Below are 21,124 nucleotides of genomic sequence, written 5' to 3'. Positions count from 1 at the left end.
TCGGACCCCATGCTACAAGCCGGACCGGCGGCTCCTGTGTGTCGCCGCGAGCCGGACGGTCAACACGGTGGGATCCGGCGGACCGGACCGTGGGACGAACCCGGACCCGGCCAGTTCCGCGACCACCGTCGCACGCGAGGCGGACCACATCCAGAACGTTTCGTGGTGTTCGCGCAGCACACCGTGGTCGCCGCGGACCCAGTAGTCGAACCGGGTCCGGATCCGGTTCTCGTCGGCCGAGGTCACCATGCGTCCCCCGTACTCGTGCTGCCCCACCCGCTGCGTCGGGAGATCATGTGTGGTCTCGTGCAGGGGGAGACGGGCGGGCGGGAGCTGGACGAGCAGGACACCCCCGGCCACGTGCGCGTCGGCGAGGGCCGGCCACAGGGAGCGCCGGGAGGCCGGAGGCAGACACGCGACCATGTTGTGGCATATTGCCACGTCCGCCACGCCGTGCAGGCCGGACTCCTGCAGGGTGTGCGGATGCACGGTCACCCGCCTGCGCAGCGCGGCGGGCAGGGACGCGAGGCCGGTCATCAGCGGGGAGCGCATGGCACGCGTGGGCTCGACGGCGTGCACGGGGGCCCGGGACTCCGCAAGGCTCATCAGCGTGACCGGCCGGTTCCCGCGCCGGCGTCCAGCACACCGAGACGGGCGTGCCGGACATGGCCGCCGTACAACCGACGTACTCGCGCGGCGTCTCGTTCCGCCTGCAGGACGTCGTAGAACTCGGCGCTGATCGCGTAGCCGTCCTGCGGCTCCAGGTGGAGAGGGGCGGCGGACGCATCTGCCAGGGATGGGTGCATATCCAGCAAGACCGGCCATGTGCCCCGTCTGTGACAGTGCGGCGCGACCGCGGTCGTGGCGGCGCCGGGGCGGATGTCACCTGCTCGGCCCCGGGGGCGGCAACGGCCCGGTCAGCGCGCCCAGTACATCTGGCATCCCCTCGCCAGGATCTGGCACGACTGGTCGAGGGCGACCGGTTCATGACCGAGGAGATGGTCAGCCACGTGGACGCGCCGATGATGAAGGACAGCATCCTTGAGCTCTACCGCCCCGCCCTGACGACGGGCGCGGAGTAGAAGCCAGCGCTGACGGAGATGTCCGCCCCGGCCCTGGTGTTCTCAGGTGCGCGCGACCCGGCCTGCCAGATCGAGTTCGGTGACAGGCTCGGCCACGCTCCGGGACGACCGCTCACTCGTGCCGGAGGCCCTCCGGCCGCGTCGACCGCCACAGTGTGGGCAGGGTCAGCAGGGTCACGCCGACGGCGGCGGTCGCGCCGATGCCGGCCATGGCCGGCAGGGTGCTCCAGTCGTAGACCACGGGCTTGCCGACGAGACCGAGCAGTGCGCCGCCGAGGAGCGTCCCGACCAGCTCCGCGACGAGCAGCCCCAGTGCGACGGGCAGTGCGGTCTGCCAGAGGACGGATCCGCCGAGCGTACGCCGCCCGGTACCGAAGGCGACCAGCACGGCCAGGACGCGTGCGCGGTCGCGGAGTTGTTCCAGCGCGCCGAGCAGCATGCTCGCGGCGATCAGCAGCAGGACGGCCGTCACCCCGGCCAGCAGGGCCCGCTTGATCCCGTCGCGGGCCGGATTGCCCTGAGGCTGTCCGGGGAAGTCGACAGTGAAGGAAGGGTCCAGTCGGGCGGCCGCGGTGCGGATGCGGTCCTGCACGTTCCTGCCTGCGGCCGTGTAGGTGAGGTCGACCGTGCTGACAGCGTGTGCGATCGCGATCGGCCCTGCTGCCCCGGGGGTGGTGAGCAGCATGCGCTCGGGGAAGTCGCCTGGTGGATCGGCGCTCGTGGCGTGGGCGGTGGCGGTGATGCGCGGTGTCTTCCATCCGGGGCCGTCCGCGCCGATGCGCAGCCTCATGCCCGCCTTCCATGTGGTCATGTCGTCCGCTCCGTGCGTGCCGGCCGGAGTGACGAGGAAGGCGTCCCCGTCGGAACAGGCGGGCAACACGGCCAGTCGGCGCAACCCGGCGCAGTCGGCTATGCGGACCGTCTGCGGGAAGGCGCCGTCGGGCGTACTCACGGACAACTCCCCAAAACCGACGGCCTGCTGCACACCGGGAGTCGCGGCGAACACCGGGGCGTACCGCTCCGCGTCCCCCTTGCCGTCATCGAGGCGGGCGAAACCGATGTGCGTGCGGGGCGAGGAGGAACCGTGCGCCGCCTGTGGGGTGCGGTCCGCAGATTGCTGGGTGATCCCGGTGAAGAGGGTCTGCAGCGCCACGGCACCGGCCACGGCGACCGCGATCCCGTTGACCGAGCGGGTGGCAGCCTCGCCGCTCAACTGCAGCCTTCGTACCGCCAGTTGCCAGGACAGCGGACCGAAGCCGCCGAACAGCCCGGTGAGGCGTTCCACGATCCAGGGCAGCACGGCGGTGACCCCGATGAGCAGCGCGAGCATGCCGGCGACCACCTGCACGACGGTGGTGACGTCGTGCAGGTCGGATGCGTTGCGCACGGACGTCCGCAGCAGGACCAGTCCGAGCAGGGGAAGCGCGATACGCCACCACAGGCGCCGGGTGGTCCCGCCGGACCTGCGGACGACTCCGAGGGGCTCCACGGCCACCTTGTTCATCGCCATCCGCGTGACGGCGAGGGAGAGTGCGAGGACGGCGACGACCGTGAGGGCCGCCAGTAGAGGCTGTGGAGTGAGATCCTCGGTGAAGACGCCCAGCCCCTGTACCTCCACCAGCCCGATGAACTGACGGCCCGCCATGAACAGGATCGCGCCCAGCGCGATACCGGCCAGTGTGCTGAGCAGCGTCTCGCCCGCGGCGATGCCGGCCGTCATCCGGCGGTCCGCGCCGACCAGCCGCAGGGCGGCCAGCCGCCGGTCCCGGTGCTCACCGCCGAACCGGACGGCCGCGGCGATGAAGACGCCGACCGGGGCGAGCAGTACGACGATCCCCGCGATGCTGAGCAGGGCGAGTTGGGGGGAGAGGGGCTTCTTCGCGTAGACCTTGCCGAAGTGGTCCAGTCGCCGCGTGCCCGCGACGCCGGTCACCATGTGATCTCCGCCCAGGTAGAAGACGTACTCGCCGGGGTCGAGCAGGCCCGGGTCGCCTACCTCGCCCACGACGGGGTGGGCGAGGCGCTCGCGCAGCAGCTCGCTGCCCGGTGCGGCCAGTAGCTTGCGCAGTGCTGGTGACACGACCATCTCTCCGGGGCGTGGATAACGCCGGAGTCCGGGCGGAAGCGGTGCGCCGGACCCCTCCGGCTGCACCATGCGCCCCCGGATCTTCTTGTCCCGGAACACGGTGTCGATGTCGCTGATCAGTACAGTGCCCGCCGAAGGCATGATGGCGCGGTCGTCGAGGTTGACGTCGATGCGGTGGTGAATGCGCTCGTCCCGGTGGTGCCGGGCGGTGGGTACCGACGCGGCGAGCAACAGCACGGCGACTCCGAGCCCGACTCCGACGGCCGTCAGGGTGGTGCGGACCTTGCCCTCCCGGCCACCGGTCAGGGCGAGCCGGGCACCGAGGCCGAGCGCGCGAAGTCCCCCGAAACGCCGTCCACCGCCCGGGACTCTCGCCGTCACGACATGACGCGCATCTTTGCGAGCTGGGCTCACTGTCTTCCTCTCGTACGGGGCGCGGGGCGCCGTCCGTACGGCCCGGGGGCATGGAGTGCCGATCACATCGGCCGTACAGAAGGGGGAGCGGCATGGCGTGGAGGCCGCCTGTCGGCATGCCCGCACTATACACCGAAGGTATAGTTGCGCATGCTGTACCGCAGCAACCATTGTGCACCGTGTCACAACATCATGCGGTGTAACCGGTCACCGACGCAGAACGTCCGGGTGGTCGCCCGCTGGATCAGGGGCGCGACCGGAGCGGGTTCCCGCCGCGGAGCCGTGGCGGGGCCGGCTCCGCGGCGGTGTCGCCGTTGGCCGTTCCGCGCGCCGTGGGCTCCCCGGTGATGCGGAGATTCACGCGGCGCGGTACAGACCTCGGCCCGCGCGGTGGATCCGGGACGTGCCGACCAGGCGGTCGAGAGTGCTGCGCACGGCGTTGATGCTGCCGCTGTCCGTGGCACGGCCGAGCGCCTCGGCGACATCGCGTGCCCGGACGTCGGTGTCACCGGCTCCGGCGAAGTAGTCCAGGATCTGCTCGGTGAGTTTGCCGTACTTCTGCTGACCGCCCGCCTCGTCGGAGGCCGTGGCCTCGTCGACGGGAGCCGTCGTGGCCGGCTCCCGTCGCGGCTCCACACGGGTGGCGCCGCCGGTCTCGTGCGTGGCCGTGGCGCCGACGGCTCCGGGCGGTGCCGACCCGGCGGCGGACATGAGGGTCTGCAGCGCACCCAGGGCCCGCTGGACGGAGCCGAGGTGCGCCTTGACCGCGGCCAACTCCCGTTCCAGGGCCTGCTTTTGGACCTCCAGCCGAGCCAGATCCCCCTGGAGGCTCTCGGCGGTTACCTCGATCTCATGCGCAGCGTGGGTTACAGACACCATGTGTTCCTCTCGCCCCTCAACCCTGTGGTCGCGCCCGTGTCCAGTGCCACGACATGTCATTCGGCTCGCTACCAGTACCACCCAACATCATAGGCAGGAACACCCGCGCGTCGAGGAGCGACCGGGTCGCCCCCCGGTTGCCGGCTACTCGATGGCGCAGCCCGGGTTGGGGGCGTCCTCCGAGAAGGGGGCGCCGTGCGGCAGCACGTACAGGACTTCGAGAACGACGTCCGTGGTTCCGCGGTTCTCACCGATGTGCACCTGATCGGCGCCCGCCGGTTCCTGGATCGTGCTTCCCGCCGGGTACACACCGTCCGGAGCGCAGGTGGCGTCGAAGTGGCTCAGCGTTCCCTGCTTGACATAGCCGTACAGAGTACCGTCGTGGTAATGCCACCCCGTGCCTTGGCCCGGAGGAACGGTGATCTCGCGGAGGATGTAGTCCCGGTCGCCGACGGTGGTCCGGGCGATGACCTTCGCGGTCACCCCGGGGCCGCCCGGGGTCGCGTGGGCCAGGCCTGCGGGGAGGGAGACAGCGGCGAGCACGGCACCGACCGCTCCCAGACGTGCCAGGATGCGCATGAAAGTCCTCTCAGCAAAAGCGGGTTGATATGCCCGACGCGGTCGCGTACCGCGAGCGGGAGTCGAGGAAAGCGGCGATCTTGCTCGGGTTGAACACCCACATGACCCGGTGGATCCCATCGCCCGAGGCCGCGATGGTCATGAAGGTCGAGGGGCGGCCGTCCCGGTGGAGCAGCACCCCACCGCGTCCGTTGGCCTCGACGGGCCGTACCTCCACCTCGCCCCAAAACCTCGGATACGCGGTCGAAAGGTTCGCCACCCGGGCGCGCCCCAGTACCGGCACGCGCGCGGCGCCGCGTATGCCGTTGCCATCGGACAGGCTGACGGCATCCGGGGTGAGAAGCGCTTCCAAGGAGGCGATGTCGCCGTTCTGCGCCGCTGCCACGAACGTCTCCAGCAGGCGCCGGTGTTCGGCCGCGTCGACACTCCCGCGCTGCTCCGCGCCGAGGTGCGTGCGGGCGCGGCTGACGATCTTGCGCACGTTGACGACGGTCAGCTGGAGGATTTCGGCGATCTCGGCGTAGGCGTAGTCGAACGCCTCCCGTAGCACGTATGCGGCCCGCTCCGTGGGGGTCAGTTTCTCCAGGACGAGCAGGATCGCGAGTTCCAGGGCTTCGGCCCGCTGGGCGCCCACCTCGGGATCGCTGCTCGTGTCGACGGGTTCGGGCAGCCACGGGCCGATGTAGGTCTCGCGCCGCACCCGGGCGGACTGGGCCACGTTGATCGCCAGCCGGGTGGTGGTGCTGGACAGAAAGGCCGCCGGGCTGACGACCACCGAGCGATCCGTCTTCTGCCAGCGCAGCCACACCTCCTGCACCACGTCCTCGGCCTCGACCGCGCTGCCCAGTACGCGGTATGCGATTCCGAAGAGGCGGGGCCGGAGTCCGACGAAGACGGACACGGCCCCGTCAAGGGCATCGTCCGCGGGGGGTGTCTCGGGATGCATGGTCCTTCTGTCTCCGTTCCTCCGGGGGCCAGCGCTGTCAGATGACGCGACGCACCGGCCGTCCGATGGGCAACTGCTGGCGCGAGGCGGTGTTCGGGCAGGGCGAAACCACCCACAGGGGCCTGCTCCGATCGCGTCAGCCTTATTGACCATGGAGGCCACTGTTTTGTGACAGGGTTTGCGTGCAACTGCGGACGTGGCGTCGAAGACGTGTTGGATGTTGTGCGTCCGAGTGCCACTTTCACGCCGGCATTGCCCGGAGAAACCAGTCTTTCCGACCCGTGTGTGCTGTGTCCGTGCCGACGGGCCCCTACGACGGCCGGGCCGGGCAGCGGCTTCGTTCCAGGACAGGAGTTGTCGGGATTGATGACGACCCCGACCTGGACGACCTGACGGCCCGCGACGTCGAGGTCGGTGACAGCGGCGACCCGCCGGGCGTACGGCACGACCAGTCCGGTCCGGCCATTGGCAGACCCCGGGCACCTGCTTCCGGCCGTGCACGGGCCGTACCCGCGTCCGTACCTTGCCGGCCCGTCGAAGAACGCCGCCGCGTCCGCCGCCAACGGCGTGGTGAGCCGATCGGTGTCCTGTGCCGCGCAGGCCTCGCGCACCGCGTGCACCTGTCCGTCAGTTCTCGGACCGCCCCAGATGTCGGCGGCCGTGCGCGGCGCCATCCCGAAGACGTCATCGAGGACGAACGCGGCCCGCTCCGCGCCACGGGTCAAGAACACATCGACGTCGGAGCAGGACGCCGAGGCGGTGGTGGTGGTCGCCGCGTCGGCCTGCGCATGGAGGGGGTGCCCCGACGGCCGCTGCGGATCGGCCGACCATCCGACGCGACGGCCGCCAATGCGGCGGCGCCGCACGAAGCACACCAATACGCCCGGTGGGCGTAGCGCCCTGGTCTGGAGAGCGAGGATGAGCTCCAGTCGGCTGCCGGGTGCGTACAGCGACTTCCGCAAGGCTGAGAGCCTGTGTCGCCCAGTGCAGCGACTGCGCGGCCTTCGCGGCGGCACAGCTGGGCCGATCATCGCTGGACGGTCCCCAGCGCCAGGACGACCGCTGGGTGACCCAGGCGACCGGAGCCATCGGGGTCGGGAAGAAGGAGCCGTGGCGGGTGGACCTGTTTACCCAGCGAGCCTATGTGCGCCAGCGACAGAGTGTTGTCCGGGTCGGCTGAACCGTCTGCCAGGACGACGACGGCGAGCTGCTGGCAGTGTTTGCAGGCCCGACGCTCGCGTCGAGGGTCAGCTGCCGATGCAGACGGCAGGCGAAGCGGTCATGCGATTCGGCTCGGTTCCCGACGAGCGGGTCATCAACCGGGAGGTGTGCGGCGACCCGGCGCTGTCACTCGACCGCTGCACAGTGCCAGCGCCCTGATCCGATCTGGCCCGTCCGCTCATAGTCACTTGACTGATGAATCGGGCCTCCGCCGGTCCCAGGCTCGGAGGCAGTACATCGGAGCAGGTGAGGGCCCGCCGAACCAACGGTTGCCAATTCACGGCTCTGGGCCCCCGATCAGCAGCCGTCTCAGTAGCCGTCGTGGCGGGAAGACGAGAGAGGACGAATTATGAGTGGGAAGGTCTTCGACACCGATGATGACCGCGAGTGTGCTTACAAAGATCGCAGACACCGACAAGATGGCCACGCGGGGCGGGACACCCAGCCCGAGCCAGTGACGTGCCGGACGGTCGTCGCTCTTGTCGAAGAGGAGGCGCCGCTGCCGGTCATAACAGATCTCCGATACGACAGCACGGAGCCGTATTCAGTATCCATAGCATTCAATGCGGGCACCGACGCGGCCATTGAGTGGGAATTTGGGCGCGAGCTCCTGATTTCCGGTCGACGGTGGCTCGCTGGCCTCGGCGACGTCCAGATGTGGCCTACCGAAATCCGCGGTCACGGGTTGGTGTACATGTCATTCCGGTCGGGCTGGGAAGTGTTTGTTGTAGCCACATCGGCGGTAGTGATCGACGAGTTCCTAAAATGCACCTTCGAGGTCGTACCCCTCGGAGAAGAAAGTCGTTTTGTGGGTGTCGAAAGTTTCGTCAGCCACCTGCCAGATGAAACATGACGACCCGAATAGGCACGGCTTCGAGCCCGATCGAGGAATGTCCGGCGATTCCTGGGACGTGTACGGGTCGGAACCGGTGACCCGGTGACGTTGCGACGCCCAGGGGAACGGGTGTACCGACGAGAGGGTCTACCGGCGAGCATGGACCCCTCTCTCACGGCTGGATTGATCAACTGTGGGCGCTGCCCCAGCAGGATGCTGATCTGGGCGCGATCCGGGCCGGACTGCACCGACCGGAAATCGAATGGTCATTCCGAGCGGATCGACGGGGCCGCCAGCCGACGGTCTCGGGAATCGGCCGGTGCCCGACGCAGTGCTGCTCGCCGATGTCTTTTCGACCCTCAGTTTGACTGAACCTGCAGGGCAAGGTCCTGAGAGGGAGAACCTGACCGCCTTGACAGTGGTTCATCTTATTCCGGGCGACCGATTCCGCCGATGGGGTGCTTCGGCTATGAGCCTCCACGGCTTCTTCCCCCCTTCGGTATCACGCTCGGCAAAGTCACGGGTCCGCCCGGAATCGGTTGAGACCCGTGGTTCGCTGCGTCGTCCGAGAGCCGTTCGACTGATGGTTGCGTTGCACCGGCATATGCACCTGACGGGTACCATGGCGGTCAGAACGACCCGTTGACGGAGGAAGCCTCACGTGCTGTGCCCCACGCCCGCTGTGCCGATGAGTGAACGTCCGGTCCTGCCTGAGCATCCTGTCACCACGGTCAACGCAAGCAACGAAGGCGGGCAGCGCCGGACGGCAGAGGGCATGGTTTTCGCCCGGCTCGTTCCGGTCCACATGCGCACGGTCCCGGCGGACGTACGCGTCGGGACGGGGCTGTTGCGAACCCCGCAGAAGGCGGCATCTGTACGCGTGCGATGATCGGACGGGACAAGGAGCTGCGCACCCTGCGTGGGCTGCTGGCGGACGCTGCGGCCGGGCACGGCAGTGCGCTACTGGTCCATGGCGCCGCTGGTGTCGGCAAGTCGGCTCTGCTGCGCACGCTCGGGGCCGAGGCCCACGAAAGCGGCTTCACGGTGCTACGCACGTCCGGGGTGGAGCCCGAGCAGTGGCTGCCATTCGCCGCGCTGCAGTTGCTGCTGCAACCAGTCGTCCGTGGCATGAAAGACCTATCGGCTCCGCACCGGTCGGCGCTGAGCGGCGCGTTCGGAGTCGGGGACACCGAGCCCGAGATATATCGGGTCGGACTGGCCGTGCTTGAGCTGCTCGCCGACGCGGCCAACCGGCAGCCGCTCCTGCTGTTGGTCGACGACGTGCAGTGGATCGATTCCTGCAGCCGGGACGTGCTCAAGTTCGTCGCCCGGCGCACCCGCGACCTCGCCATACAGGTGATCGCTGCCGCCCGGATCCAGTACTCCGAATCGTACGTGCTCCTGGACCTCCCTCTGGGACCGCTCGGCCCGCCGGCCGCCGCCGAATTGCTCGATGTCGGCGCGCCCGACCTGCAGGCGCCATTGCGGGCGCTCATCCTGGAGCGTGCCGCGGGCAATCCGCTGGCCCTGGTAGAGCTGCCTAAGGCGGTGCAGGGCATGACCACGCAGATGGACGACCTGCCGCTGACCCAGCGCCTGGAGGATGCGTTCTCCGCGCGTACCGATTCGGTGAGCCGGGAGTGTCGCACCCTGCTCCTGGTCATGGCCGCCGAGCCGGCCACGCCCCTGAACCTGCTGCTGGACGTGTCGAGTCGCCTCTCTGGCTCGGCGGTCTCCGTCGATGCAGTGCAGGAGGCGGTCGACGCGGATCTCGTCAGCCTGGTCGGCTATACCGTCGAGTTCAGCCATCCGCTGATGCGCACGGCGATCTACACCCACGCTACGCTCGCCGACCGGCTGGCCACCCATCGTGCTCTCGCATCGGTGATGGACGACAGCCCCGAGCGTCAACTCGCCCACGAGGCAGCGGCCACCATCGGGCCGGACGAGGAGCTGGCCGCCCGGCTCGAGCGTTTCGCCGATGCGTCGCAGGCCCGAGGAAAGGTGGCGGCTGCCGTCCCGGCGCTGCGCCAGGCGGCCGACCTTGTCCTCAATTCGCAGCGCCGGACCGGCATCCTGGTCCGGGCGGCCGAGCTGTACAGCGAGATCAACGACCGCATCAGCGTCCAGACGCTGCTGGACCGCACCGACATGAGCGTGCTGGGCCGGGTGGAGCGGGCTCGCCTCATGGTGGTGTCCGACAATTCTGCTTTCGAACCGGGCGAGCCACAGCGACGGATCCAGGACATGGTCACTGCGGCGGCCGGAGCGTTCGACGCGGGAGCCGAAAACGTCGCGGAGAACCTTTTGTGGCGTGCCGGCGCACGATGCTTCTTCCAGGACGGCGATGCGCAGGTGCGCGCCCGGGCCGCAGCAGAACTGGACCGATGGAATCCTGACCCGGACGCCCCCCACGTGCTGGCGGTGCGGGCATACACCGAGCCGTACCAGTACGGGGCTGACGTGATCGCGCGGCTCGACAGAATCAGAGCAAACCATCAAGACGGTCGGATCCTGCATTTTCTTGGTAGTGGCGCAATGGTCATCGGTGACATCAGTCGCGCCGTCCAGTACCTCGCGCTGGCGGCCGCGGCGTGGCGGTCGCAGGGTCGGCTCGGGCTGCTCGCCCGTTCGCTGGCCGCCAGTTGGCCGCAGGTGTACCTCGGTCAGCTCGAGCGAGCTCGCGAGGAGTCTGCCGAGGGGCTCACCCTGGCCGAGGAAACCGGAGAATGGATCGTCTGGATAGGACTGAAGGCTACGGCCGGCCTGGTGGCGGCGCTGCGCGGAGAAACCGAACAAGCAGCGCGGACGGTCCGCGAACTACGCATGCACAGCCTGTTCCCGGGTATGCCGTTCGTCACCGTGATGGCGCAGCAGACCGACGGCCTGCTCGCTCTCTTCGACGGCCGCGCAATGGAGGCATACAACGTTCTCACTCGCGCGTTCGATCCCGTTGACCCGCACTACCACTCGGTGAGTCGCTGGCTGCTCGCACCGGACCTGGCGGACGCCGCAGTCGCCGCAGGCACCGTGAAGCAGGCCCGAGAACTGCTGGCCGACCTTCCGGTGCTGGCCAGACAGCTGCCTTCGGAAATGATGGTGGTGGCTCACACCTACACCGACGCGGTGCTGGCTCCGGATGACAGAGTGGAGGAGCGTTATGCCGCCGCCCTCACCGCACTGCCGGCCGACTGGACGCTGTCACGTGCCCGGCTGCATCTGCACCAGGGCCGCTGGTTGCGCCGCCAACGCCGCAACGTGGACGCCCGGCACCCGCTTCGACTCGCCCGCGACGAGTTCGACCGCGTCGGCGCGCAGCCCTGGGCCGAGATGGCCCGCGAGCAGCTGCGTGCCACCGGCGAGTCGAGCAGTCGACGGTACGCGAACACCGGCGAGCAGCTTTCGGCCCAGGAAATGCAGATAGCCGTGCTGGCGTCACAGGGGCTGAGCAACAGGGAAATCGGCCAGCGCCTGTTCATCTCGCACCGGACCGTGGGCGCGCATCTGTATCGCATCTATCCACGCCTTGGCATTACCGGCCGGGGCAAGCTCGCCGCCGCACTAGCCGCACTTCATGATGAACAGCCCGGGTCCGACGTCTCCAGCGCCCCGGGGTGACCTGCCGAAGTCGGTTTCGGTAGGTCGGCGTTGTTCTCGTCGAGCTGTCCGTGCTCGGCCTTGTGCACAGCGTCGGCCGCACGGGGACGCTGCAGAGAACCTCTGTGCCGGGGTAGCCAAGAGGCGCCCCTCATTCGTCGGCGAAGGAAGCGAAGGCTGCCTCGGAACGGAACCTGCCCGGGAGTGACCAACTGACCAGGATTTGAGTACTCGGGATCGTACAGGCGTGCCTGCGATGGGAAGTCCTCATCCTCGCGGACCGCGCCTACCAGGGAGTCGGCGCCATCGTTCCGCATCCCCTACCGCGGCTATCGCGGACTACCCGGGTAACACCGGCAGTACGATCATGGCCACGCCCGCCTGTGAGCACCCGGTGCATGCGCCTTGGACCGTGTCTACGTGGTGAGGCGGTCGTCGGGCCCTTCATGAGGCGGGGGATGAAGGAGGTCCACCGGCTCCAGCCGTCGAAGTAGGTCATGCTGGGACAGGGCCATCGGGTCACCTCTCCCAACGAGCCGCGCGACTCGGAGAGTTGCGCGATGGGCGGCCTTCTTCGGCTGACCACGGCCGGTCGGTGAGGCAGGCCGGGCAACGACTTGATGCCCGGCTTGAGTCGGCTGTTACCGTCAGGCCCCCCGGTCGGAACGCTACAGGGTGAACGTGCCCGCGGCGTCCAGACGGTTCTGACGGTGAGCGTTCCGGCTCGCTACACCGAACTCGAGATCGAATGTGAACGGGCAGTTCGACGTCCTTGATCAGGAGGTAGTGCCAGCCCTTCAGCAGTGAGGTGAAGCTGCGGCCGGGTGGCCCCTGTCTGTCGCCAGGGGCCACCCCGCAGGGGCCCCTACTGCTGCCGCATGAGCCAGTCGGCGAACCGGGTCTCGGCGATATGCGCGTCAGGGCCCGGCACGAGCGTGGTCTCCTTCAGTTCGGCACCGGAGTACGGGGCACTCGGGTCCGTGACGACCGTGCGGGCGTCGTCCTTGTCGCCGAGTATCTGACGGATGAGTTCGTCGAGCTGGAACACGTCCGGGCCGGCGACCTCGACCACGCCGTTGACCGGTGCGCCGACCGCAGTGCGGCCGACGGCCGCGGCGACGTCGTCGGAGTAGATGGGCCGGAACTTGACAGGTGCCAGACGTACGGTGTCGCCCTCGGTCGAGATGTCCGCGATCCCGTTCACGAACTCGAAGAACTGCGTGGCGTGAACGATGGAGTACGGGACGTCGGAGGCCTTGATCAGTTCTTCCTGCGCCTGCTTGGCGCGGAAGTAACCACTCCCCTGGAGGCGGTCGGTGCCGACCACGGACAGCGCCACGTGGTGCGTCACGCCAGCGTTCGCCTCGGCCTTCAGGAGGTTGCTGGTCGAGGTGCGGAAGAAGTTCATGACCTCCTCGTCGCCCCACGAAGGGGAGTTGGACACGTCGACCACGACTGACGCGCCCTGCAGCACCTCGGCCAGTCCTTCGCCGGTCAGAGTGTTGACGCCGGTGTTGGGCGAGGCCGCGACCGCCTCGTGCCCGTACTCGTTGAGCTTGCCGACCAGCTTCGAGCCGATGAGCCCGGTTCCGCCGATCACTACGACCTTCATAGCGGTGTCCTTTCGTAGGTTTTCATGGCGCGGCGCGCATCTACGATGTGCCCCTCGTCGGCGCCAAATGAATTTCGGTATGCACTAGGAGAGACCGGATAGCGGCTCTACTTGTGACAGGGGTTCGTAGGAATCGGGGAGATTCCCGGAGAACGCCCTCGAAGGCCCGGTCTGCGAGCGAAGGTAGGGCGGACCATCGGTCGCTTTATTCGACGAGCTTTCCATCGGTCGAGACCTCAGCCATCAGAGAGGAAATTTCGTCGGGGATGGCTGGAATGCTCTCGCGGGTGATACCAGTCGTGGGCGACCACACGAGGTTGACCTGCTGAGCGGGGTCCAGGTGGGGGTAGTCGCTGCGGTTGTGGCAGCCGCGAGTCTCGCGACGCTCCAGCGCTGCTTCGAGGGTGGCCCTGGCCGACAGGGCCGCGGACTTGAGGTCAAAGGCGTGCGCGAGATCCTGGAAGCCGGCGATGTCCGGGTGCACGCCGACGTCCTCCATCCGCTTCTCGATCACCGCGAGCTCCGCCAGCCCGGCGCGGATGCTCTGTTCGTCACGTACGACTCCGGCGTGCTCGGTCATGGTGTTGCGGATGGCGCGCTGCAGGGCGCGGACGTTCTCCGGTCCGTCGGCCTCGAGAAGATCGTCGATCTCCGAGCGGGCCTGTGCGATGGCTGATGCCGACCGCGGCTGGGCGGTCAGAGATTGCGAGTATGCGGCGGCTGCCTGGCCCGTGATGCGGCCGAAGACCAGCAGTTCGATGAGGCTGTTTCCGCCGAGGCGATTGGCGCCGTGCAGGCCGCTGGACGCCTCCCCGATGGCGTACAGGCCGCGCACGTCGGTGCTGTGGTCCTCGTGGCGTACCCACACACCGCCCATCGAATAGTGCGCGGTGGGCGCGATCTCGATCGGCTCGCGGGTGATGTCCAGCATCTGCAGATCGAGCAGAGTCTGGTAGACGCGGGGGAGCCGCGTCATGATCGTCTGCCGGGGCAGATGGGAGACATCGAGCCACACGCCGCCCTTGGGCGTGCCGCGCCCTTCCTTGATCTCCGTGTAGGAGGCCAGAGCGACGCGGTCGCGGGTGGACAGCTCCATGCGGACGGGGTCGTAGCGGTTCATGAACCGTTCCCCGAGCGCGTTGCGCAGGATGCCGCCCTCACCTCGCGCGGCCTCGCTGACGAGGGTGCCGGCCGCGTTCTCCGGCTCGATGATCCCGGAAGGGTGGAACTGCACGAGCTCCGGGTCGCGCAAGCGGGCGCCGGCCTCCACGGCCAGACGGAAGGAGTCGCCCGTGTTCTCGTCGCGTCGGGAGGACGTGCGCCGCCAGATGCGGGTGTGGCCGCCCGCCGCGAGAATGACGGCGTCGGCATGGATCACGTAGCGCGTCCCGTTCGTGAGATCGAAGCCGTAGGCACCGAGAACAGCGCCGTCGTGGACCAGGAGCCGGGTGATATAAACGCCGTCGAGTACCGGGACTTTCAGCTGGTCCGCGCGTCGGATCAGCGTGCGCTGGATCTCCAGACCGGTGTAGTCGCCGGAGAACGCGGTCCGCCGGAACTTATGCGCGCCGAAGAAGCGCTGGGAGATCCGGCCGTCCTCCTCCCTGGCGAAGGCCATACCGTACCGCTCCAGGTCACCGATGCCGCGAGCGGCGCCCTGGGTGACGAGCTCCACGGTGCGGGGATCGGCGAGCAGATAGCTTTCCTTCAGAGTGTCGGCGGCGTGCTGCTGCCAGCTGTCCTCGGGATCCATAGTGCCGAGGGCAGCGTTGATTCCTCCGGCAGCAAGCGCCGTATGCGCGTCCTCCTTGGGGCGCTTGCCGACCGCGAGGACGTCGACACCGGCCTCGGCCAGTTCGATTGCTGCTCGCAGCCCGGCACCTCCGGTTCCGATCACCAGCACCATGGTGGAAATACGTTGTTCGGTGATAGCCACGATCTACTCCGGTCGCCGAGGGGTTGTCAGTCAGTAGGACCAGGATGTCCAGGAATCTGTGACACCTCCCGTGGGCGCTCCTGTGGCGAGTGGTGCCCACTGACGTTGGACGTGGGAGTGAGCCGATGTTCGGGCCGGAGAGGAGCACGCGTGTCACCGACGTCCCGGGACAGCACACCTAGGCGGGGCAGGCGCCAGCCGTCACAACCTCGTGGGCTTCACGGTCATACCTCCAGCCGAACACTGCCTTCGCGAGCCGGCTGGCCACTGATCATCTCCGTCGGGCGGAGGAGAGGAAGATGCCGTATGCCCTTGCACGGCCCTGCGTCGACACCACGGACAGAGCTTGCCTCAACGAGTGCCCAGTGGACTGCATCTTTGAGGGCAACCGGATTTTCTACATCATCTCTTCCGCGTGCGTGGACGGCCATGCGTGTGAACCCGTCTGTCCGGTCCGGGCCATCTTCTTCGAAGAAGACGGCCCGGAGCACTGGGCGCAGTACACGACCATCAATCCGAATGCTTCTCGCTCTCGGGGCAGGAGGGCGAGGCGTTCGTCCTTGGTGGCGATCACGCCTGGTCGCGCAGTTGGCACCGCGGCGTCACCCAGGTTTTTCCGTGACGGCCGCGGACCTCGGGGAGCCGGCACGGCCCGAGGCGGACGCCGTGGCCCGGGTTGCCCCGGCTGGACGTGTCGAGACCTTGCACCGCGCGTGATGTCACTCCGTGTCTATGCAAAACACATGTGCAGCGGTGCCCAGCAGGAAAGTTGCGGGATCATCGGTGGCTGGGGCGGTGGCGCCCCGGCGAGGGAATGAGGCAGTAGATGACTGTTCACTCCGGAGATCGAGCCTTCCGGTCGAGCTCCGCTTCCGGCGGTACTCATCGCCTCGACCTCCGCTTGCGCCACGAGCGGCTGGTATTCGCCAGGATGCGCACGTCGCAGGACCGGTTCGCAGACGCGATCACCGCCTTCGCCGGCACGATGGGCTTTGTGTACGTCCACGCCGTCTGGTTTGCGGTGTGGATCGCCCTCAACCTCAGGCTGTTCGGCTCCGTAGCGGTCTTCGACCCCTACCCGTTCGGGCTGCTCACTATGATCGTGAGCCTGGAGGCCATCTTCCTGTCCACATTCGTGATGGTGAGCCAGAATAGGCATGCCACTCGTGAGAACGTCAGGGCTGATCTGGATTTTGAGACCAATCTTCGCGCCGAGGTCTGGGCGGTGCACATAGGCAAGGTGCTCGGCCTGGACCCGCAGGAGATCGAGCTTCACGTGCAGGAGATCATCCAGCAGAGCAAGAACGCGATGGAACCGGGGTCCGTGGATTCGCCGGTGGGCCCGGAGGCTCTGTGAACCTGGCCTTCGATGGAGCATCGGTCGGCGGCTCGGCTGTCGAGCGAAAAGCCGTCGTGTGCCGCCATGGGCACACGACGGCTACAGAAACGACATGCGGCCGGAGAGGCAGCTGATGCCGTGGGCCATGAGGCCAGCCTGATGCTTGCCGGCGTTCGAGTAGGGCCATCTTCGTGTAAGGGCACAGCGAATTGGCCTTCTCCAAGCGCGGGGGCGACGGCAGGGTCGATGTCCGGTCACTTGACGGAGGCCGACGTGCAACAAGTAGCCGCCGTCTTCCGGGTCCCGCCCAACGGCAACGGTTGCCTCCACGCTCTTTGTCGGTGGACAGGTTGGGCAACCGGATCCAGTCATGGCATGACTCCGTCAACATTGCAGTGCAAGGTTGGAATGAGCCCGTGTCAGGCGGTCGTCGAGAATGTCGCCGGTCGCGTAATTGGTTCTGGCTGCGATCGGCGGTTCCTGCGGCGTCACTCGCCATAGCCGTTCGGCGGCCGTTTCCCATGGCTGGCCGATCTCCGGCATGAGCACTTCATGGGGTGCGGCCGGGTCCTCGAGCCGGTGTCGGTTGCCGGCGCCTGGATCAAGTGACGAGCGGCGCTCTTGTGGATCCGTGGTGTCAGACCTACGGCGTGGTGCACGACTCGGCTGGGGTGGCCAACGGGCCGCCCCGGCGAATCTCCGCGCAGGTGAACACCCGGCCGGGCCGTCGACCGCTTCGACCACGCTGATCGAGGCGGGCTCTCGGGTGAGTACGATTGCCGCCCGCCCTTGCCCTGGGCCGAGCACACGAAGCCGGCCGCGGGAGTCGGACAGGATGTGTCCGGGCCGAACCCATGCTGCACTCATATAGTGGCTTATGTCTCACTTCGGACGTACTACCGGCGAAAGGGCATGTCATGAAGTTCGCAGTCATCGGCGGTACGGGACTGATCGGATCGCAGGTCGTCAACAACTTGAACGCCGCCGGGCACGAGACGGTACCGCACTCGAAGTCCACCGGAGTCGACGTCATCAGCGGCCAAGGACTCGACGAGGCGGCAGCCGGAGCAGACGTCGTCGTCAACCTGACGAACTCCCCGACCTTCGACGAAGCCTCCCTGGCCTTCTTCCAGACCTCGATGGACAACCTCCTGGCCGCGGCCCACAAGGGCGGCGTCGGCCACTTCGTCATCCTCTCGATCGTCGGCACGGACCAGGTACCGGAGCTGGACTACTACCGCGCCAAGGCGCTCCAGGAGAAGATTCTCGCGGCCGGGCCGATCCCCTACTCGATCGTGCGGGCCACGCAGTTCATGGACTTCATGGACGCGGTCCTGTCCTGGACCGCTGACGCCGACACCGTCCGGCTGCCCGCCACGCCCATCCAGCCCATTGCCTCCAAGGACGTGGCGGACGCGGTGGCGGAGGTCGCCGCCGGCGCCCCGCTGAATGGCATTCGCAACATCGCCGGCCCCGAGGTCTTCACCCTCGACGAGCTGGGCCGGATCACCCTGTCCCACAAGGGCGACAACCGGAGAGTCGTCACCGATCCCACCGCCGGCATGTTCGCCGTCGTCAAGGGCGACGTCCTGACAGACAAGAACGCCCACCTCGCTCCCACCCGCTACACCGACTGGCTCGCCTGACGAACTCGCACGCTCACAGGCGAACCGGCCGCAGAGGTGCCGGGTGCGGTCGCCTGCGAGAGCTGGTGGCCGTCCCCTGACCGTAGGTCTCAGCGGTCTTCAGCATCCCAACCTCGCCTCTCCTTCTGCGCTGAACCATGCCTACGCGGTCCGGGTGCTGACGGCGGTCAAAGGTGCATGAGCAGCATGATGACCGTTCCCAAAGCCATCGATCCGTCCCAGAAGTAGGGGTAACGCCCACTCGTGCTGGTGGAATTGGCTACGGCGTCCGAAACGCTGCTTAGCGTGGGCATGCCACGGGTCAGTGACCAAAGAGCGTACGCAAGCAGGTACAGCGCCAGCACTCCGGTGACCACGGCGCCGGCCCTCGATCCCCCCGCAGAGTGGCTGAGATGCACGGCCTGGTGCTCCGCGGGGAGACCCTGTGTCAGGGGCTCGTGCGACAGGCCCGCCATGGAGAGCGTCATCCAGGCCATCGCTGCCATGCCAGCCGCGTACGGCAGCCTCCGTGCGGTTGCGGTCAGTCTCGACTGCTGACAACGGCCGGCAGCGGCCAGCGGGAACCACAAAGCAGCTGCCGTGAAGAAGGCCGTCAGCGGCAGCTCCGGCAGCGCGGAACTGCAGTTCCACGGCATCACCGCCATGGCCAGGGCCATGGCGGTGTGGAGGAGATGGTCCACTCGGCCGCGCCATCGAAGACTCCGTGACACGAGGGCATACCGCAGTGCGCGGACGGCCGCCGACGCAAACAGCGCTGTCAGCATGCAGTACACGACATCGGTGGCGCTCATGCCTTACCGCGTCCTCCCACAGAGCGAACGGGATCCGTTCGGAACAGGCCTGTGCGCAGGCGGCAGGTCAGTCGGTGGGCCGCGGGGCGCGCAGGTGTGCCCGCTTCTCCAATTCCTCGTCGTCGACGAGCGTGAGCATCGGCTGGCCCGGCGCGCACATCATGAACACGACGTACTTGGCCGGCGCGTCCGACGAGGCGTTGCCGTTCTGATAGTGGATCACTTCACCGCCCGGCTCCCAGAACGTCTCACCGGCCTTGATCACGTGCTCCGGCTCACCCTCGAGCTCCCACCGGACCGCGCCCTCGAGCACGTAGCCGAAACACGGCCCCGAGTGGCGGTGCGGGGGAGTCCCAGGGTCACCGGGGGCCCATTCGACGAGGATGGTCATTCCCGAAGCGCCCTCGGGAATGAAAGGCGGCTTGACGTCCGCCAACATCTTGGGTCCGAAGCCGTCCCCTGAGTGCATTCCGTGCATTTCGTGCATTGTGTTACGCCTCCGTAGACCTGCCCGGAATGGAACGACCTCGCGTCGTCAATATCGGGCTCACGACAACATGCTTTACAGTGAAGACAAGGCACGGCCCGCATCTGTGACACGCCGCGCGCCTTTGCCTTACACGCAGCGAGTCCCTATAAGACCCTGCCCCCTGCCAGCGGCGTCCACAATTCGGCGAGCTGCAGCATCGAGAGAGCAGCGCACCGTGGCAGTCGTGGTCAAACGTTGTGATGACGCTGACCTTGATGGCATCGGGACGGGCATACGGTGGGCCCTTGGCGACCAAGGGTGATCTGCATCCGACTTTGACGGGCAGCCTCCGGGGAGAACACGATCGATCCCTGAGAAGAGAACCGTCTTTCAGGAGTCCGCCCGAAAGGGTAGGCGCAGTATCGGGCCGCGAAGAAGCCGGCTCAGCCGACTGCGTGGTTGAGCGCAATCGGCTGGCGCCCGAAGTCCGTCTCTCCGCCGAAGGTAACGATGACGCGAAGAAGAACCGTACGCGCCGGCTGGGCCGCACTCTGACTCAGCCGAACATGCCGACCTTGTAGCTGCCCGCCGGCTGCTGGGTGATGATGTTGATGCGGTTGTAGGCGTTGATGATGGCGACGAGGGTCGTCAGCGCGGCGAGCTGGTCCTCATCGAAGTGCTTGGCGGCGTCCGCCCAGACCTCGTCGGGGACACCACCGGCCGCGTCAGCGATGCGGGTGCCATGCTCGGCCAGCTCCAGCGCGGCGCGCTCGGCCTCGGTGAAGACCGTCGCCTCCCGCCAGGCGGCGATCAGGTTGAGCCGCACCGAGGTTTCCCCGGCGTGGGCGGCCTCCTTGGTGTGCATGTCGGTGCAGAAGCCGCAGCCGTTGATCTGGCTGGCGCGGACCTCGACCAGATACTGAATGGTGGCCGGCAGGGTCGAGTCCGACAGCACCTTGCTGGCCGAGAACAGGTGCTTCAGCACCTTGCCCGCGAGGGGATTGCCGTAGTAATTGAGACGTGCGTCCATGGGTCCTCCTGACAGAATTGCCGTTACGCACTTCTGACCGGACAACCCGGCGAGGTGTGACACCAAGGGCTGTGTGATGCGGGTCTCAGTGGCCATGTCATCAGACCCGGCTGCGGGTCGGGCCCAGAGGAGAGAGGTGCACCGGTTCAGTCGGTGGGCCGCGGAGCGCACAGGTGGGGCCGCTCGTTCAACTGCTCCTTGTCGAGCAGCTCGAGCAGCGGCTTGTCGGGCGCGCACAGCATGGCCACGACGAGCCGCTCGTTCAACTGCTCCTTGTCGAGCAGCTCGAGCAGCGGCTTGTCGGGCGCGCACAGCATGGCCACGACGAACCGAGTCCGCGCATCCGCCGGCGCGTTGCCGTCCGGGTGATGGATCACGTCATCACCCGGCTCCGAGGACGTCCCGTCGCCTTCACCACGCCCTCCGGCTCACCCGTCCACGGCCCTGCCGAAGGGTCCTTGACGTTGTGTTGCACCTCCACAGGTGTACCGCCCATGAGGCGGCCACACCGTCCGCCGACGTGTGTCTGCACGTCCGGGCTCCGTGTTTTCCTGTGCGTGGGGCGCGCAGGAGGGGCCGGGGAAGGCCACACGGTGCTCCCGGCCTGTGCACCTCGGAGTGCGCTCCCAAGCGCAACGGGCACTTCGGCGCAGTGCTCGGGG

General features: G+C 67.7%; 17 protein-coding genes and 1 pseudogene. 5 read left to right on the top strand and 13 right to left on the bottom strand.

What is annotated here, in order from left to right; translation table 11 throughout:
* Positions 1-12: 12 nt before the first annotated feature.
* From OG698_RS13215 to OG698_RS13190, 6 genes are all read right to left on the bottom strand, one after another.
* Positions 13-606, bottom strand: coding sequence for a class I SAM-dependent methyltransferase (locus OG698_RS13215; RefSeq protein WP_406103234.1), 594 nt, complete (start codon positions 604-606; stop codon positions 13-15).
* A complete protein-coding gene (locus OG698_RS13210) occupies positions 606-806 on the bottom strand; it encodes a hypothetical protein (RefSeq protein WP_406103233.1) in 201 nt (66 codons plus the stop codon). Before OG698_RS13210 ends, OG698_RS13215 begins: the two co-directional genes overlap by 1 nt.
* 388 nt (positions 807-1,194) lie before the next feature.
* Positions 1,195-3,549 (bottom strand): FtsX-like permease family protein, encoded by a 2,355-nt coding sequence (locus OG698_RS13205; protein WP_406103232.1) that lies wholly within the window; start codon positions 3,547-3,549, stop codon positions 1,195-1,197.
* Between the two features lie 390 nt (positions 3,550-3,939).
* Positions 3,940-4,461: a hypothetical protein gene (locus OG698_RS13200; RefSeq protein ID WP_406103231.1), complete on the bottom strand. Its 522-nt coding sequence runs from the start codon at positions 4,459-4,461 to the stop codon at positions 3,940-3,942.
* A gap of 144 nt (positions 4,462-4,605) precedes the next feature.
* Positions 4,606-5,040, bottom strand: coding sequence for a cupin domain-containing protein (locus OG698_RS13195; RefSeq protein WP_406103230.1), 435 nt, complete (start codon positions 5,038-5,040; stop codon positions 4,606-4,608).
* 10 nt (positions 5,041-5,050) lie between these two features.
* Positions 5,051-5,986 (bottom strand): RNA polymerase sigma-70 factor, encoded by a 936-nt coding sequence (locus OG698_RS13190; protein WP_398379758.1) that lies wholly within the window; start codon positions 5,984-5,986, stop codon positions 5,051-5,053.
* A gap of 1,570 nt (positions 5,987-7,556) precedes the next feature.
* Here OG698_RS13190 and OG698_RS13185 point away from each other — a divergent pair.
* The 3 genes and pseudogenes from OG698_RS13185 to OG698_RS13175 form a co-directional block, all read left to right on the top strand.
* Entirely contained in the window at positions 7,557-8,060 is a 504-nt protein-coding gene (locus OG698_RS13185) for an SsgA family sporulation/cell division regulator (RefSeq protein WP_406103229.1), read from the top strand.
* An 867-nt stretch (positions 8,061-8,927) separates the two neighbouring features.
* Positions 8,928-11,660 carry an ATP-binding protein gene (locus OG698_RS13180; RefSeq protein ID WP_406103228.1) on the top strand — a complete coding sequence of 911 codons (2,733 nt, stop codon included), beginning with the start codon at positions 8,928-8,930 and terminating at the stop codon, positions 11,658-11,660.
* Positions 11,661-11,872: 212 nt separating this feature from the next.
* Positions 11,873-11,968: pseudogene (locus OG698_RS13175) on the top strand (IS5/IS1182 family transposase); the annotation flags it as partial.
* A gap of 536 nt (positions 11,969-12,504) precedes the next feature.
* Here OG698_RS13175 and OG698_RS13170 read toward each other — a convergent pair.
* A complete protein-coding gene (locus OG698_RS13170; RefSeq protein ID WP_406103227.1) occupies positions 12,505-13,251 on the bottom strand; it encodes an SDR family oxidoreductase in 747 nt (248 codons plus the stop codon).
* A 205-nt stretch (positions 13,252-13,456) separates the two neighbouring features.
* Positions 13,457-15,157, bottom strand: coding sequence for an FAD-dependent oxidoreductase (locus tag OG698_RS13165; protein ID WP_406111026.1), 1,701 nt, complete (start codon positions 15,155-15,157; stop codon positions 13,457-13,459).
* Positions 15,158-16,013: 856 nt separating this feature from the next.
* Here OG698_RS13165 and OG698_RS13160 point away from each other — a divergent pair.
* The gene (locus tag OG698_RS13160; protein WP_406103226.1) at positions 16,014-16,544 is read left to right on the top strand and encodes a DUF1003 domain-containing protein; all 531 of its coding nucleotides are present in this window, start codon (positions 16,014-16,016) and stop codon (positions 16,542-16,544) included.
* A 366-nt stretch (positions 16,545-16,910) separates the two neighbouring features.
* Here the strand turns inward: OG698_RS13160 and OG698_RS13155 are convergent, their stop codons facing one another.
* Complete coding sequence (locus OG698_RS13155; RefSeq protein ID WP_398379770.1) at positions 16,911-17,069, bottom strand: hypothetical protein; 159 nt, start codon at positions 17,067-17,069, stop codon at positions 16,911-16,913.
* Between the two features lie 374 nt (positions 17,070-17,443).
* On the opposite strand from OG698_RS13155, the gene OG698_RS13150 reads away from it, so the two are divergent.
* Positions 17,444-18,172 carry an SDR family oxidoreductase gene (locus OG698_RS13150; protein ID WP_406103225.1) on the top strand — a complete coding sequence of 243 codons (729 nt, stop codon included), beginning with the start codon at positions 17,444-17,446 and terminating at the stop codon, positions 18,170-18,172.
* Positions 18,173-18,339: 167 nt separating this feature from the next.
* On the opposite strand, the gene OG698_RS13145 is transcribed toward OG698_RS13150, so the two are convergent.
* The 4 genes from OG698_RS13145 to OG698_RS13130 all read right to left on the bottom strand — a co-directional run bounded on the left by OG698_RS13145 (position 18,340) and on the right by OG698_RS13130 (position 20,839).
* A complete protein-coding gene (locus OG698_RS13145; RefSeq protein WP_406103224.1) occupies positions 18,340-18,963 on the bottom strand; it encodes a DUF5134 domain-containing protein in 624 nt (207 codons plus the stop codon).
* Between the two features lie 67 nt (positions 18,964-19,030).
* Complete coding sequence (locus tag OG698_RS13140) at positions 19,031-19,441, bottom strand: cupin domain-containing protein (protein WP_398379776.1); 411 nt, start codon at positions 19,439-19,441, stop codon at positions 19,031-19,033.
* Positions 19,442-19,988: 547 nt separating this feature from the next.
* A complete protein-coding gene (locus tag OG698_RS13135; protein ID WP_398379778.1) occupies positions 19,989-20,462 on the bottom strand; it encodes a carboxymuconolactone decarboxylase family protein in 474 nt (157 codons plus the stop codon).
* Between the two features lie 146 nt (positions 20,463-20,608).
* Positions 20,609-20,839, bottom strand: a complete 231-nt coding sequence (locus OG698_RS13130; RefSeq protein ID WP_406103223.1) for a hypothetical protein — start codon at positions 20,837-20,839, stop codon at positions 20,609-20,611.
* Positions 20,840-21,124 lie beyond the last annotated feature (285 nt).

Origin of the sequence: Streptomyces sp. NBC_01003, assembly GCF_045162695.1 — a bacterium.
GTDB lineage: Bacteria > Actinomycetota > Actinomycetes > Streptomycetales > Streptomycetaceae > Streptomyces.
Note: the sequence above shows the minus strand (reverse complement) of the source record. Positions and strands in the feature narration are given on the sequence as shown.